14 protein-coding genes, 1 tRNA gene and 1 other annotated feature are annotated in these 15,850 nt (G+C 53.4%); of the genes, 1 reads left to right on the forward strand and 14 read right to left on the reverse strand.

What is annotated here, in order from left to right:
• Window positions 1-415: 415 nt before the first annotated feature.
• The 11 genes from ACGG9R_RS09285 to tyrS form a co-directional block, all read right to left on the reverse strand.
• Window positions 416-1,228, reverse strand: a complete 813-nt coding sequence (locus ACGG9R_RS09285; protein WP_390154295.1) for a Cof-type HAD-IIB family hydrolase — start codon at window positions 1,226-1,228, stop codon at window positions 416-418.
• 705 nt (window positions 1,229-1,933) lie between these two features.
• Entirely contained in the window at window positions 1,934-3,127 is a 1,194-nt protein-coding gene (locus tag ACGG9R_RS09290) for a pyridoxal phosphate-dependent aminotransferase (protein ID WP_055236819.1), read from the reverse strand.
• 70 nt (window positions 3,128-3,197) lie between these two features.
• Window positions 3,198-3,323, reverse strand: coding sequence for a hypothetical protein (locus ACGG9R_RS09295; protein ID WP_390154298.1), 126 nt, complete (start codon window positions 3,321-3,323; stop codon window positions 3,198-3,200).
• Window positions 3,324-3,539: 216 nt separating this feature from the next.
• Window positions 3,540-3,631, reverse strand: a tRNA-Ser gene (locus tag ACGG9R_RS09300).
• 364 nt (window positions 3,632-3,995) lie between these two features.
• A complete protein-coding gene (locus ACGG9R_RS09305; RefSeq protein WP_390154301.1) occupies window positions 3,996-4,631 on the reverse strand; it encodes an asparaginase domain-containing protein in 636 nt (211 codons plus the stop codon).
• On the reverse strand, window positions 4,564-4,977 hold the full coding sequence (locus ACGG9R_RS09310) for an asparaginase (RefSeq protein WP_390154304.1): 414 nt from the start codon (window positions 4,975-4,977) through the stop codon (window positions 4,564-4,566). The genes ACGG9R_RS09305 and ACGG9R_RS09310 overlap by 68 nt, the downstream gene beginning before the upstream one ends.
• A 703-nt stretch (window positions 4,978-5,680) precedes the next feature.
• Window positions 5,681-6,397, reverse strand: coding sequence for an ABC transporter ATP-binding protein (locus ACGG9R_RS09315; RefSeq protein ID WP_055237082.1), 717 nt, complete (start codon window positions 6,395-6,397; stop codon window positions 5,681-5,683).
• Between the two features lie 2 nt (window positions 6,398-6,399).
• The gene (locus ACGG9R_RS09320) at window positions 6,400-7,164 is read right to left on the reverse strand and encodes an ABC transporter ATP-binding protein (RefSeq protein WP_390154307.1); all 765 of its coding nucleotides are present in this window, start codon (window positions 7,162-7,164) and stop codon (window positions 6,400-6,402) included.
• The gene (locus tag ACGG9R_RS09325) at window positions 7,164-8,117 is read right to left on the reverse strand and encodes a branched-chain amino acid ABC transporter permease (protein WP_390154310.1); all 954 of its coding nucleotides are present in this window, start codon (window positions 8,115-8,117) and stop codon (window positions 7,164-7,166) included. Before ACGG9R_RS09325 ends, ACGG9R_RS09320 begins: the two co-directional genes overlap by 1 nt.
• Window positions 8,117-8,998 (reverse strand): branched-chain amino acid ABC transporter permease, encoded by an 882-nt coding sequence (locus tag ACGG9R_RS09330; RefSeq protein WP_022105096.1) that lies wholly within the window; start codon window positions 8,996-8,998, stop codon window positions 8,117-8,119. Before ACGG9R_RS09330 ends, ACGG9R_RS09325 begins: the two co-directional genes overlap by 1 nt.
• A gap of 301 nt (window positions 8,999-9,299) precedes the next feature.
• Window positions 9,300-9,747 (reverse strand) — a binding site (T-box leader).
• A 393-nt stretch (window positions 9,748-10,140) separates the two neighbouring features.
• Window positions 10,141-11,391: a tyrosine--tRNA ligase gene (gene tyrS, locus ACGG9R_RS09335; protein WP_390154313.1), complete on the reverse strand. Its 1,251-nt coding sequence runs from the start codon at window positions 11,389-11,391 to the stop codon at window positions 10,141-10,143.
• A gap of 549 nt (window positions 11,392-11,940) precedes the next feature.
• Between tyrS and ACGG9R_RS09340 the strand changes: the two genes are divergently transcribed.
• Window positions 11,941-12,354 carry an amino acid-binding protein gene (locus ACGG9R_RS09340; RefSeq protein ID WP_390154316.1) on the forward strand — a complete coding sequence of 138 codons (414 nt, stop codon included), beginning with the start codon at window positions 11,941-11,943 and terminating at the stop codon, window positions 12,352-12,354.
• 172 nt (window positions 12,355-12,526) lie between these two features.
• Here ACGG9R_RS09340 and bioA read toward each other — a convergent pair whose 3' ends face one another.
• From bioA to ACGG9R_RS09355, 3 genes are all read right to left on the reverse strand, one after another.
• Entirely contained in the window at window positions 12,527-13,879 is a 1,353-nt protein-coding gene (gene bioA / locus ACGG9R_RS09345) for an adenosylmethionine--8-amino-7-oxononanoate transaminase (RefSeq protein WP_390154319.1), read from the reverse strand.
• Window positions 13,880-14,079: 200 nt separating this feature from the next.
• On the reverse strand, window positions 14,080-14,754 hold the full coding sequence (bioD, locus tag ACGG9R_RS09350; protein ID WP_390154321.1) for a dethiobiotin synthase: 675 nt from the start codon (window positions 14,752-14,754) through the stop codon (window positions 14,080-14,082).
• 196 nt (window positions 14,755-14,950) lie between these two features.
• Window positions 14,951-15,520: a biotin transporter BioY gene (locus ACGG9R_RS09355; protein ID WP_390154324.1), complete on the reverse strand. Its 570-nt coding sequence runs from the start codon at window positions 15,518-15,520 to the stop codon at window positions 14,951-14,953.
• Window positions 15,521-15,850: the final 330 nt, after the last annotated feature.

Genomic DNA, 15,850 nt, shown 5'->3' on the forward strand with positions numbered 1-15,850 from the left:
GGGCGACCTTTGATTCCGTTTGAAAGCTTCGCTTGAATGAGAAATTAGAAATGAGAAATGAGAAATGGTGGTGCGGCGCATAAACATATAGAAGCGCCGCAGAGGTTTGAAACTAGCGGTTTTCTCGTATCGCAAACCTAATCCCTAGCCACTAATCCCTAGCTACCAGTCACAAGTCACCAGTCACTAGCCACTCATACCTGCTTTCAAACTTCAGGGTTAGCCACGGGGCGGAGCGCCCCTTGATTGTAGATGAAAGCTCTGCTCAAATGAGGAATGAAGGTGGCGGCTTCGCCGAGATCGAGGGCTCAGGTCGCAGCTGTTCTGGCATTCGTTATCTCACATACGACGTTTCTCGCCGCTCAGGATGACGAAACGGGGCGATGCCGCCACCTTCATTTCCGGTTTCTAATTTCTATTTCTCACCCAATACATACTTTTCCACTGCTTTCGCGACGCCGTCTTCATTATTGGAAAGCGTCTCGTGGCCGGCCGCTTCCTTCGCGCTCTTCGATGCATTCGCCACGGCAAATCCCCAAGGCGTCATGGACAGCATCGACACATCATTATTGCCATTCCCGAAGGTCATGATCTCCTCCATCGCGATCCCCCACGCTTTCGCAAGAGACGCGACGGCTTTTCCCTTCGAGCACTCTTTATTGTTCATTTCAAAGAAATACGGCTTCGACTTCACCTGACCGATCACGTCGCTGTACAGACCGCGGAGCGTGGTCTCGATGTCTTTCATCTTCTCCTCATCATGCTCACAGAGGAGGATCTTCGTCGGTGCCTTTTCCGGATGGTAGAAATCGTCTCCGACCTCATGCGCCTTCACACCGCACTGACGCTCATACTCATCCGTTCGTTCATCGCGATGCGCCACATAGATCTCATCATCGATATACGTCTGCGCGTACCAGCCATGCTCCCGGATGGTCTCAAGAATGGCAAGCGCCGTCTGCCGCTCGATCCGTACATCACGGATGAGCCGCCCGCTCTCGCAGAGACCCGTAAGCGAACCCGTGTAGCAGATCATCGGCACATCGCCGAGGCCGATCGCCTGCCCCCAGGGCCGCGCCGCCTGAAACATGCGGCCTGTCGCGATCACGATGCGGACACCCTTCTGCATCGCCTTTCGCAGGGTATCCCGGGTGTATGCGGAAAGGGAAATGTCATCATGTAAAAGTGTATCATCGAGGTCGATGGCAATGAGTTTGATAAGATTCATAGGAAGTACTCCTTTATATAATTTAAGGGTTCAGGTTGGCGGGCTCAGGGTTGTGGTGCGGCGCATAAAAATATAGAAGCGCCGCGGAGTATAGATAGTGGCGATGCCAGAAGGTGGCATTTAAGTCACTAGTCACTAATCACTAATCACCAGCCGCTGCATACCCTCATTATACCACAGCTGTGAAACGCCCGAGGACGTGGGAATAAAAAAGCTCCCGCCGATGAGTAATGCTATTAAGTTAAGGAAATCGTTAGCTACGTAACGTCTTGCTTCCCCCTTCGGGGGAAGTGCCGAAGGCAATAGGGGCATGCTAGCAGTATATCGTGCTATGTTGAATAGTCCGATGCTATCGATATTCCAACACTTTCATGCAATACCGCTACGTAGCCCCCCTCATCTCACTTCGCTCGAAATGGCGTCTCACTGGATTTTCACGTCGCTTCACTCCTAAAAATCCAGTTCGCTTGCACAAGCCCTTCGGGCAGCTCCCCCGATGGGGAGCCAAGAACGTTCTGCCGCTTAACTTAATAGCATTCCCTAGAGGGGAAGGCTGCGTACGAGAATACCATCTTCTAAGAAACGGCGGCGAAGCCGCCACGAGAGCCCTGAACCTTGAACCCTGAACCAAATGAAAGCAAAGTAAAAAGGGGCTGTGAAGAAATGAGGATTCATTTCTTCACAGCTCCATCTTATCCTAAGCCATCAATTCTTTTTGCCCGGATACTGAGAGAGACCCTTGCCGAGGAGCTCGATGGCTCTCTTGAGGTCGCTGCAGTTCAGGACATAGGCGAGGCGGGCTTCATCGATGCCCTTGCCTTCGGTCGCGTAGAAACCATTGCCGGGAGCGATCATGACGGTTTCCCCATTGTCAGAGAAATCCTTCAGCATCCAAATGGCAAATTTCTCCGCATCATCGACAGGAAGCTTCACCATGACGTAGAAAGCCCCCTTCGGGTCAGAGGAAATGACGCCCGGGATGGCTGCCAGACCGGCAGCGATGGTATCACGGCGTTTCTTATATTCTTCATTGACCGCTTCGAGGTAAGACTTCGGTGTATCATAGAGAGCAGCTGCGCCGATCTGCTCCACTTCCGGTACACAGAGGCGTGCCTGACAAAACTTATTGATCTGGCTGGTGAATTCATCATTCTTGGAGATAAGGCAGCCGATACGCGCTCCGCAGGCACTGTAACGCTTCGATACAGAGTCGATGATGATGACGTTGTCAGCGAGGTCTTCGTAGGTGCCAAAGCTGGTATACGCACCGTCGTAGACGAATTCGCGGTATACTTCATCCGCAATGAGAGCAAGGCCGTGTTTCTTCACGATGCCTGCCACCATATCCATTTCTTCTTTCGTGTAGACGACACCAGTCGGGTTGCCCGGGTTCGTCAGAAGGATGGCGCGGGTCTTGGCAGATACATACTGCTCGACAGTCGCTGCATCCGGCAGGCGGTAGCCATTTTCTGCATGAGTCGGTACCGCTTTTACGTGTGCGCCGGAGATCTTGGCAAACGAATTGTAGTTCGCATAGAACGGTTCAAAGACCAATATCTCATCCCCCGGATCGCAGAGAGCGAGAGCTGCAAGCTCCAGAGCCTCACTGCCACCATTGGTGATGTAGATGTTCTTCGCTTCGTAGTGCATTCCCCATGCTTCATAGTACTTCTGTACCTGAGCAATCAGCTTCGGATCCCCCTGCGAAGGACCATAAGCGACCACTTTTTTGTCAAAGCTGCGGATGGCATCCATAAACTGCGCCGGCGTCTCGATATCAGGCTGTCCGATATTCAGATGATAGACTTTCTTCCCTGCCTTCTCTGCTTCGAGAGCATAGGGGCCCAATCTGCGGATCGGGGATGTGGTCAAACTTAATGCGCGCTGAGAAATTTTCATACTGGCACCTTCCTTTGGCTTTCTGTAGGGAAGCACTGATTCGATCTTCATCAGACTGCATTCGTGAATTTTATACATAGCAGGGGCGTCCGCTGACAGAGACAGCCAGCTGCCGACGCAAAATCATGATGATGCCATGGATAAAAAGCCGGATGCCCTCTGACCCTCCGATGTGATCAGTTTTCCGTAATTTCATGCATGATAGCATAAAATTATTATATACCTTTTTCAGGCGTGCGTCATTAGGTAATTGTAACGAAGCCAAGTGAGGAAAAGAAGCCAGCCGTCATCCCCCCCCAAGAGCAGTGCGAAACGGCATAGCTATGCCGTATTTCTCATGATGCGGAAATGATTCTCTCGTACAAAAATGCATAGCAAAAGAGCCCGCCTTCTTCGACGAGCTCTTACTTTGTGGCGGAGAGAGGGGGATTCGAACCCCCGTGACGGTATTCGCCGTCAACATGATTTCCAATCATGCACCTTCAACCGCTCGGACACCTCTCCACGTTTGTTCCCTGACCTATCGGTCAGCGCCTTATTGATTTGTATCAGTGGTTGACTGACTTATGTAGTATACCAATCGAAGGCGCATATGTCAAGCATTTTTTTGAAAACTTTTTTGCTGAACATTTTGGTAACAGATTCCGAAGATTCAAAAGGAGCAAGGGGGGAAGCGCGGCGCATAAAAAATAGAAGCGCCGCGTATCTTGAATCAGGGTAAGCACGTATCGCAATCTGAAACCTCTTGCGGCAAATCCCCCCAGAAACTGGCAAAATCTAGGGGCACTGATTTTAACATGTATTCCCCCTAATCCCTAGTCACAAGTCACTAGCTACTAGTCACCAGTCACTAGCCGCCAGCCACGCATCAATGCGCCAACTTCTCGAAAATCGCCCGGATTTCTTCCCGATCCTTGGTCACACCGAGTGCGATGGCAAGAAGCAGGCGCGCTTTCCATGCGGAAAGGCGGCCTCCCAGGATGAGTCCGCTCTTTTTCATGGAGAAAGCGCTGCCATCGTAGCTGTATTCCTCCATGACGCTGCCTGAAGGCACGCGGGTCGTCAGCACCATCGGAAGACCGGCTTCGCCGAGCTTCATCATCTCCGCCTTGCACTTGGGCGGGACATTCCCGCAGCCAAGGGCATCGACGATCAGGCCATCCACCTGCGCCTCACCGGCCGCGCGGATGATATCGCCCTCCATACCGGACCAGCAGGTCACCATCCAGACCTTGGCTGACAGGGAGGACGGGTGAAGGCGCAGGTGTCCGATCGGACGGCGGCCATAGATGATCTCATGGCTGTAGACCGTGCCAAGAGGACCGTAATGCAGGTCGCGGAAGGTGTCGGGATTCGTCGTGTGGAATTTCGTCACGTCGAAGGCCGCATAGATGCGGTCCTGCAGGCAAACGAGGACGCCCATGCCGCGAGAGCGATCACTCGCCGCGACGCGGACCGCGGAGAGAATATTCTCGGGGGCCGTCCGCAGAGAGATCCGAGGCACCGCGCATCGCCCCTGTCACGCAGACCGGCTTCTCGGTGTGAAGCGTCATGTCGAGGAAGAAGGCGGTCTCTTCCAGACTGTCCGTGCCGTGCGTCACGACGAAGCCATCCGCCTTGTCTGCGAGCCCGTCGATGGTGCGGGCAAGGGACAGCATCTTCTCGGTATCCATCCATCCGCTCGGGACATTGGAAAATTCGACGACATCCACGTCTGCCCAGGAGGAGAGCCCAGGTACGGCTGCTGCCAGGTCCTCGCCGGAGACGGCAGGTACGAGCCCGCCGGTCACGGGATCCGTTTTCATAGCGATGGTGCCGCCGGTGGTGATGACGATGATATGTTTTTTCATAGGAAATCCTTCTTTCTGTGAGATAGTTCTTGTAATAGTTCTATTGTAGCATAGAGAGGGAAGATGGAGTGTAGGGTTCAGGGTTCGGGGTTCAGGGTTGTGATGGCGGCTCCGCCGCAAGTACATATGACGCAATGCCCGAAAGTCTACGAATAGCGGTACTCTCGTATCGTCATCCTGAGCGGGCAGAAACGACGTATCTGCGACAACCTCTGCCAGAACGAGTGAGGACTGCGTCGAAGGATCTATTCGTCCCCCGATTCCTCGCGAAAGAGGTTCAGCAGGTTCTATAGGTAGGACGGGAGTGGTGCGGCGCATAAAATCATGGAAGCGCCGTGGAGGTTTGAAACTAGCGGTTTTCTCGTATCGCAAACCTAATCCCTAGCTACTAATCCCTAGTCACCAGTCACTCATCCCTGCTTTCAAACTTCGGGAATCAAGGTTGTGGTGGCTGCTTCGTCGCAAGTATATATGAGGCGATGCCCGTTTGAGACTTAGAGACTTTAGACGTCTGACGTCTGACGTCTGAGGTCTGAAATCTAATGTCTCCCATTCATTTTCATACCGCCTTGGGGGGATCCATCCTGCGCCTTTGGCGCAGTCCTTCTCCAAGAGCCAGCCGCCAACTCCCCCAAAAGGAAAAGAGCCAGCTTTCGCTGACTCTTTTCCGAGATCGTGTTTCCAGCCGTGAGGCTGATATTGGTCACTGTTTCTTCTTACCGCCCAGATAGGCCGCCATGACATCCGGGTTTGCAGCCACTTCCTGCGCGGGGCCTTCCATGACGATCTTGCCGGTTTCCATGACATAGGCATAGTCGGCGATCTGGAGAGCTTTGCGCGCATTCTGTTCTACCAGAAGAACAGTAGTCCCCATTTTGTTGATATCCTTGACAACATCAAAGATCTGCTGTACCACGAGCGGAGCAAGGCCCATGGATGGTTCATCGAGCAGCATGACCTGCGGACGTGCCATCATGGCGCGGCCGATCGCAAGCATCTGCTGTTCGCCGCCGGAAAGGGTACCGGCGAATTGGCTCTGTCTTTCAAAGAGGCGCGGGAAGCGCTCAAAGACCTGGGCCATGTCTTCCGCGATCTCCTTCTTATCATTTCTGTGATAAGCGCCGAGCTCGATATTTTCGCGGACGGTCATGCCCTGAAGGATCTGACGCCCCTCTGGGACGAGGACGACGCCGCTGTTGACGATATCATAGGTCTTCTTCCCTGCGATGGATTCGCCCTTGAAGAGGACGTCGCCGGCGATGGGCTTCATGACGCCCATGATGGTCTTCATGGTGGTGGACTTGCCGGCGCCGTTCGCCCCGATCAGGGTGACGATCTTGCCTTCCGGGACAGCGAGGTTGATGCCCTTCAGGGCTTTGATATTGCCATACGCAGCTTCGATATTTTTAAGTTCAAGCAGCATCAGTCTTCCTCCTTACCCAAGTATGCTTCGATGACCTGCGGATTGTTCTGTACCTCTTCCGGCACGCCTTCTGCCAATTTTTTACCGAAATTGACGACCATGACGCGGTCGCAAAGGCTCATGACGAGCTGCATGTCGTGTTCGATGAGGACGATGGTGATGCCGTACTTTTCGCGGATCCCGCGGATGAGCTCTGTGAGCGCGGCGGTTTCCGAATCGTTCATGCCGGCAGCCGGTTCATCGAGGAGAATGAGCTGCGGCTTCGTCGCCATCGCACGGGCGATCTCCAGCTTTCTCTGCTTGCCGTAGGGAAGCTCGGTCGCCAGGCGGTCTGCATCTTCCTCAAGACCGACGAATTTCAGAAGCTCCATCGCATCCTCTCTGGCTTCTGCTTCTTCTTTTTTCTGGGAAGCGGTGTGGAGGATGCTGGCAAGGAAGCTGGATTTCAGGCGGTCATGATGACCGACGAGAATGTTTTCCAGAACGGTCATGCCGGTGAAGAGGCGGATATTCTGGAAAGTACGTGCGACGCCGAGATTGATGATCTCATACGGCTTCTTTCCTTCGATGGAGGTGCCGTTCAGGACGACATCCCCTTCCGTCACCTGATATACGCCGGTGATCAGGTTGAAAATGGTGGTCTTGCCGGCGCCGTTTGGCCCGATGACGCCGAAGATCTCCCCTTTGTCTACATGGAAGGACATATTGGAAACAGCGGTGAGGCCGCCGAACTGTTTCACTACATTTTTCATTTCGAGCAGCATCAGTTTTTCCCTCCTTCTACAGCTTTCTTGCTGAATTTCTTGGAGATCCATTTCACCGCATCATAGGAGAGGATGCCGTCCGGACGGAAGGCCATGAGTGCGACCAGCATGACGCCATAGATGATGTCGCGGTATTCCGCCATGGAGCGGAGCGACTCCGGTACGATGGTCAGGATGGAAGCGCCGAGGACAGAGCCCCACATGACATTGCTGCCGCCGAAGACGGTGTAGAGCAGGATGTCTACGACCTTGTGCCAGGAGAAATCGGTCGGACTGATGAAGAATGTCGCATGGGCATAGAGCGCGCCAGCGACGCCTGCGAAGAACGCAGAGAAGAGGAAGGTCATCATTTTGTAGCGGACTACATTGATGCCGGTCAGGGATGCTGCATATTCGTCAGCCTTGACCGCTGCCATGGCGCGGCCATAGCGGGAATGTTCGAGGCGGTACCAGAAGGTGACGATGAGTACGACGAGGATCAGAAGGACGAGGCACATGAGGAGCTGTCCTGCGGTCTGAGAGTCGATCTCCAGCGCATCGATGAGGCCGATGTCACTCGCATAGTCAGAAAGAACGCTTGCCATAGACGGGATGCCGGAGTAGCCAAGCGCGCCGTGGGTGATGTCCAGATTCAGCGCGATGACGCGGACGACTTCGCCGAAGCCCAGCGTCGCGATAGCAAGGTAAAGCCCGCGCAGACGGATGGTCGGCAGACCGATGATGAGTGCGACGATCGTCGCGGTGCAGCCGCCCAGGAGGATGCCTAACGGCATCGGGAAATTATATTCTGCGGTCAGGATCGCAGAGGTGTAAGCGCCGAAGCTCATGAGCCCTGCATTGCCCAGCGACAGGATGCCGGTGCAAAGCGTCATGTAAATGGTCATGGCCAGAATGATATTGATGCATACAAAGGTCAGGACCTGCAGGAAATAACCGTTCAGTAATTCTTCCATTACGGTCTGCCTCCTTTCCCGGCCTTGGAGAATAAGCCTTCCGGACGAATGAAGAGAATCAGGATGATGATGCCGAATGCGACAGCGTCACGATACGAAGAGCTGCCGTAAGCGACGGAGAATACTTCTGCGATGCCGAGGATGAAGCCGCCGGCCATGGCGCCTTCGACATTGCCAAGGCCGCCCATGATGAGGACTGCAAGCCCTTTAAGGCCCATCGCGGTACCCATGGTCGGTTCGATCGCATTGAAGGAAAGACCGATGAGGACGCCGGCTGCCGCACCCAGTGCCGATGCCATCATGACAGTGAAAGTGATGATGCGTCCGGTATTGATCCCGAGCAGGCTCGCTGTTTCCGCGCTTTCCGAAGTCGCACGGACAGCCTTGCCGATCTTTGTCTTATTGAGGAGGATGGTGAGGAGCACCATCAGGACGACAGCGGTCCCCAGTGAAATGATCTGGATCCCGGAGATCTTGAAAGCACCGAAGTCCATCAGTTCGTTACCGAAGGATGTCGGGAACGAACGGGTCTGCGGTCCCCATACCATCAGTGCGACACTTTCAAGGAAGGTCGAGACACCGATGGTGGAGATCAGCGGAGCAAGGTGCGTCACCTTGCGGCGACGCAGCGGGCGCAGTGCGAAGATCTCCAATGCATAGCCTAGGACGGCACCGCCGACCATGGCTCCAATCAAAGCTGGGAAAATCCCAAAGCCTGCCTCTGTGACGAGGAGCAGCCCGATGTAAGCGCCGACCATGAAGATCCCGCCATGCGCCATGTTGACGATGTTCAATACACCGAAAACCAGCGTGTAGCCGATGGCGATGACCGCATAGGCGCTTCCCAGCGTTAAACCGTTGACAAGCTGTTGTAAAAACACGATCTTTTCTCCTTTCAAAATACGAGGGCAAGCCCTCAAAGTGGGGATGGGGTATAAGGTGCAAGGTTCAGGGTTAGCCCCTTGATTGTGGATGAAAGCTTTACTCTCTAGTTAGAAGTGAGGAGTGGTGGTGCCCGAAAGTGGTATTCAAGTCACCAGTCACTCAAGGATCCTAATCCCTAAGCTACTAATCCCTAATCCCCAGTCACTAGCCACTAGCTATTAGAAACTAGTCACTTAAAAATCCCATCCCAGAACGAATAGCAATAAAAACGCCCCTGCTGCAATCTGGCGTCATTGCAGCAGGGGCGAAAGATTTCCGCGGTACCACCCTGGTTTTATCACTCAAAAGAGCGCTTTCTAATGAGATGTCACCATATAAAAACGCCCCTATTTCCATTCCGGAAATAGGGGCGACATGCGCGGTACCACCCTACATTATACTCAAGCTCACATCCGTAACGCGGATAGACGCCTTCATTTACTACGTTCGAAGAAGGAGCTCACAGGTGATATCAATCAGTGGAATGTTCCGGCTTGCACCATACGCCGGCTCTCTATGCCATGGACCACAGAATGCTTTGTCCCGATCATCGCTTTTCAGGTGCCTGTAACGCAGGCGGCGTCAGAAACTACTTTTTTCATCTCTGAAACTCCCGGGTGAGCGTGCATCCCTTCCCTGCTGGCTCGCACCGATCGCCGGCTCTCTGAAAGTTCTACGGAATGCTTTTCCCGTTCCTAGCTATTCGTTCTTTCGTTGTGAAATTTATTATACTATGTTATTGATGAATGTCAATAGTTTTTTGTGATTAGTAATTAGTAATTAGGGATTAGGGGTTAGGGATTAGGAGTGACTAGTGACTGGTGACTAAATACCACGTTCGGGCATCGCCATTATTTACACTCCGCGGCGCATTTCGTCATCCTGAGCGGAGTGAAATGTCGGATGTTCGATAATGTAAAAGCGGAACAGTGAGAACTGAGTCGAAGGATCTGGCGCCGCACCACCATTTCGCATTTCTCATTTCTAATTTCTCATTCAAGCAGAGTTTTCATCCGCAATCAAAGGGCGACACGCCCCACGGGCTCCCTCTCCCCCTAAACAAAAAAGCAGCAGACCTTCGTCTGCCGCTTCCTGCAAATTATTTCACGATGCGGATCGAGAAATAATTTTTCTTTCCTTTTTTGATGATGATGAACTGGCCATTCGTATTCGGATGCGCGGAGATCGCTGCTTCCGTATCCTTCACTTGGATGCCATTCACGCGGATCGCGCCATTCTTCACATCTTCTCTGGCCTGCCGCTTGGACTTCTCTACGCCGCCTTCGACGAGTGCTTCGACGATATTGATGCTCTCTTCATGCACTTCGCCGCCCTTGGTATTGCGGAAAGCGCCTTCGATCTCCTCGCCGGAGAGTTCCTCGATATGACCGGAGAAGAGGGCCTGCGTGACCTTCTCTGCCTGCAAAAGACCTGCCTCGCCGTGAACGAAGCGGGTGACCTCCTCTGCGAGCTTCCTCTGCGCGTTTCTATGCTCCGGATGCTCTGCGACTTCGGTCTCGAGCGCGTCGATCTCCTCCTTCGAAAGGAAGGTGAAATACTTCAGGTACTTCACGACATCGCGGTCATCCTGGTTGAACCAGAACTGATAGAATTCATAGGGCGAGGTCTTCTTCGGATCCAGCCATACGGCGCCGCCCGCCGTCTTGCCGAATTTCGTGCCGTCTGCCTTCAGCATCAGCGGGATGGTGAGGCCGTAGGCATCGTGCTTGTCCTCCATCTTACGGATAAGATCGACACCGTTCGTGATATTGCCCCACTGGTCCGAACCGCCGATCTGCAGCTGCACATCGTATTTGTCATAGAGCATCTTGAAATCGATGGACTGCAGGATCTGATACGAGAATTCCGTGAAAGAGATCCCCGTATCGAGGCGAGATGCCACGACATCCTTGGCGAGCATCGTATTGATATTGAAAAGCTTGCCATAGTCACGAAGGAAATCCAAAAGGGAGATCTGCGACAGCCAGTCATAGTTATTCACCATCGTGAAACCGTCCTCTCCAAAGAGCCGCTTCATCTGGTTCGTCAGACATTCCGCATTGTGCTTGACCTGCTCCGCCGACTGGAGCACACGCTCCGTCTTGCGGCCGGACGGATCGCCGATGGAGCCCGTGCCGCCGCCGATGACGATGACCGGATGATGCCCCGCCAGCTGGAAACGCTTCAGGATCATGAATGGGATCAGATGCCCGATGTGCATGCTGTCCCCCGTCGGATCGATCCCGCAGTAGAGAGAGATCGATTTCTCTCCCACCAGCTTGTATAAACCCTCTTCGTCAGTCTGCTGATTCACAGCCCCGCGCCATTTCAGTTCGTCGATGATATTCATTCCTGCACCTCATTATAAATATAGTCTATGGCTACCATATTACCATAAATAAGGGGAAAAGGGAATGGAAAGAGGGAGCAGGTTCAGGGTTTAGGGTTCGGGGTTCAGGGTTAGCCCGTGGGGCGGGGCGCCCTTTGACTCCGTATGAAAGCTTCGCTTGAATGAGAAATTAGAAATGCGAAATGGTGGTGCGGCGCCAGATCCTTCGACTCAGTTCTCACTGTTTTGCCTTTACATGATCGAACATCCGACATTTCACTCCGCTCAGGATGACGAAATGCGCCGCGAAGCATAAATAATGGCGATGCCATGAGCTGGCATGCCAGTCACTAGTCACCAGTCACTTGCGACACCTAATCCCTAGCCACTCATCCCTGCTTTCAAACTTCGGGGGTCGGGATTATGGTGGCGGCTTCGCCGCATTATATATGTGTGGCGAAGCCGCCACCACAACCTTGAACCCTGAACCTTGAACCCGAATCCCATTTCTAATTCCCCCTATCTATGCTACAATGTAAAAATACATTCACCCATCCAAGGAGGTCCATCATGTTACAACAGGTATCCATCTTTACGGCGAACCGTCAGGGCGCCCTCTCCCGCATGACATCCATTCTTGCGAAGGAGAACATCAATATTTACACCATGCTCGCCAACGACAGCGCGGAATTCGGCATCGTCCGCCTCATCGTAGATAAACCGAAAGAAGCCGTCTTGATCCTTGAAAAGGAAGGCTACCAGTGCCGTGTCGACCTCGTCATCGCCGTCGATATGGGCTCGGACAAGCCGGGCGCCCTCGACCGCATCTTAGGCGACCTTCAGGCAGCCAATGTCATGATCCGCTACCTCTACATTTCCTTCGACCGTGCGACCAGCTCCCCGATCGCCGTCTTCAGCACCACCGAGTCCGAGACCGAAGCCTTTCTCAAAGGCAAAGGCTACAAGCTGGTGGAAGAATTCTGATAGACTGGGGATTAGACGTCAGACATTAGATGTCAGACTTCAGACTTCAGACTTCAAGCACAAAAAGACCCGTGATTCCCTCGTTTGAGAATCACGGGTCTTTTTGTGCTCCTTGTCTGATATCTGATTTCTGACGACCAGTCACCAGTCACTAGTCACTAACCACCAGTCTCTACTTCCCCAGCACGGCTTCGACAGCTTCCTTGCAGAGGGAGACACCCCGATCCAGGTCTTCTCTTGTGATATTGAGCGGCGGATTGAAATAAATGATATCCCCCATCGGGCGAAGCACAAGCCCCAGATCCATGGCCTTTCTGAAAATATGCCAGCCGATACGGCGCGAAGGATCGAAAGCCTTCTTCGTCTTCGGATCCTCGACCAGCTCGATCGCATGGATGAGCCCGATATGACGGATCTCTCCGACATTCTTGTGACTGCCGAGAGCCTGCATCAGCTGCTCATGCAGGTACTTCCCATTCTCATTCACCTTCGTGAGGATATGGTCACGTTTCATGATCTTGAGGACAGTGAGCGCAATGGCGCAGCCCATCGGATTTCCTGCATAGGTATGGCTGTGGACAAAGGCCTTGTGCGTGCCGAAATCATCATAGAAGGCATCATACACTTTGTCTGTCGTGATGGTGATGGACATCGGCATATAGCCTGCCGTCAGTCCCTTCGACGTGCAGAGGATATCCGGGGACACGCCCGCATGCTCGATCGCAAAGAGCTTGCCCGTGCGGCCAAAGCCCGCTGCGATCTCATCATCGATCAGGAGCACGCCGTACTCATCGCAGAGCTTTCGAAGCTTTCGGAGATACTCCGCCGGATAGATACGCATGCCGGCCGCGCCCTGCAGGATCGGCTCCACGATGCACGCCACAGTTTCCTTTCCATATTTCTTAAAGGCCGCCTCTGCGTCCTCGAAGCACTCCACGCCGCACGTCTCTCTCGTCTTGCCGTATGGACAGCGGTAACAGTCCAGCCCTTTGAAATGAATATTATTCATCAGCATTGGATGGAAGATCTTCGCATACAGATCCATCGAGCCGACCGAGAGCGCCCCGATCGTCTCCCCGTGATACGACTCCGGCAGACACATGAAGCGCGTCCTCTCCGGATGTCCCGTCTGATACTGATACTGGAATGCCATCTTCAGTGCCGCCTCGACCGCAGACGACCCATTATCATGGAAAGTGAACTTCGTGAGCCCCGCCGGTAAAAGCTCCGACAGCTCACGAGCCAGCTCGATCGCCGGCTTGTGCGTGAAATTTGTGAAAATGACATGCTCCAGTTCATCCACCTGCTGCTTCAGCGCCGCATTGATCTCCGGATTCGCATGCCCCAGAAGATTGCACCACCATGAAGAAATGATATCCAGGTACGCCTTGCCATGCGTGTCATACAGATAGCACCCCTTCGCATGGTCGATCACCACCGGCGGAAATACCTCATTATCCTTCATCTGCATGGCCGGATGCCAGATATACTTCGCATCCTCCGCTTCCCAGTTGATTTCACTCATCAGACTTCTCTCCTTTTACTTTGTTGTAGGTTGTTTGGAAATCATGTGTACGATTTATGGTTTTTGGGTTTTGGGTTTTCCTCCATCTGAACAGGCCCTTAGAGAAGGGCCGCGCCAAAGGCGCAGGATGGATCCCACGAGCGGTATAAAACCCATGTTGGACAATGCCACCTTTGCCACTGTCTGCCGCAAACTATCCATCACACCTCTTGATACAATCCTTCCAGTACCTTCGGATCGCAATGGAGAATCTCATCCCCCTTCGCGACCTTCGCGATGACAGAGGCCCCCGTGATCTCCTCGATCATCTTCACATTATCCTCTTCCATCACGCCGCCCTTCCAGTTGTTCAGGATGATGCCCCGGATCGGAATATTTCTATGGGTGATATATTCGCACGTCGTTACCACATGATTGATCGTCCCCAGCCCCGCATCCGCGATGACAAGCACCGGCAAATGCAGCCAAGAAATGATATCCGACAGATAGTACACCGCCTTCTCATCGTGGCGGATCGGACACACGATGCCGCCGGACCCTTCCATCGTTACATACGGATACGCCTCCGTCACCCGCTTCCACGCCGCAAGGATCACATCCTTCTCCAGCGGATGCCCCTCAAGGCGCGCCGCCAGATGGGGAGACACCGCATGCTGATAGAGATACGACAAGAGCATCTCCTCCGGTTCATGGATCCCCGCGAACTCATTCACAAAGCCCGCATCCGATGCAGCGACCGTCGGCGCCCCGCTGACCGCCGCCTTGTAATAGCCCGTATCATACCCATTCTGACGCATCGTCTTTACCAGAAGCGCCGTCACATAGGTCTTCCCGATATCCGTATCCGTCCCCGTGATAAAAAGTCCCTTGCTCATTGCTATGCCTTCCTTCGTATAAAACGTGACGGGTTTATCCCTTCACCATTGACCATGTACCCAAACGCCATTCATCATCCTGCGCGAAAGAAAATATCATGTGCGGCATCGGACGAGAGCCATGCAGCCTGCACCGAGCCCTTTCCATGCGCCTCACCTTCACACGTCGTCTGAAAATGCAGAAGAGATCCCTCCGCTATTTCCCTAGCGCCCTCTTCAGCCGCGATGCCAGCATCGCTGCCAGAATGCACAGACAGATATCCCCTGGCACCGCCAGCACGAAACAGTACAGCACCACCGGCCAGACCCCGATCGGCGTCCCCAGATAGAAATTATTGATGATGTACACATACACCATCCCGAAAAGATACACCACCAGAAGCCCCGCCAGATTTGCAAAAAGAGTCTTGCCGAAAGAGAAGTCTCCGCTCCTCTCTGAGATCCAACCCGTCAGCCATGCACCCGCGATGAACCCGATGAGGTATCCAAATGTCGGTTGAAAAATATACGAAGGCCCACCGCCCTCTGTAAAGACCGGCACCCCAGCGAGCCCCAGAAGCACATACAGCCCCACCGAGCAAGCCCCGTTTCGGCTCCCCAGGATAAGCCCTGCCAGCGTCGTAAACAAAAGCTGCAGCGTAAACGGACACACCGGCACCGGGATCTTGATAAACGCCCCGATCGCGATCAGTGCTGTAAACAAACCAAAGAGCACCATCTCCTTCGTCCGGCTTCCGCCGGCCAGTGCAGCCTCTCCTCTGATCATCTTCATCGCCTCGATTGTTATACCTATGAGTCTGTAAAGTTAACATACATATCATATAACAACTCTCGACTTTATTCAACGTTGACAATTCGGTTGGTTTTAGGTTTGGAAATTCACACGTAGCAATATGAGAGCTAATATGAGCCACTCCAAATCCCGTAGGCCCTTAGAGGGGAGCCACACCATCGGCGCAGGATGGGTCCTCGTAGCCGTATGAAAGAAATGTTTGACAATCCCACTCTCGCCAACTGCCAACAGCCAGCAAAAAGGCCCAGCCCGCAAATCTGCAGGATGAGCCTTTTGAGTAATGAGCCGATTGCCAAGACCACG

Source organism: Dialister sp. i34-0019-2H8 (assembly GCF_042846925.1).
Lineage (GTDB): Bacteria > Bacillota > Negativicutes > Veillonellales > Dialisteraceae > Dialister.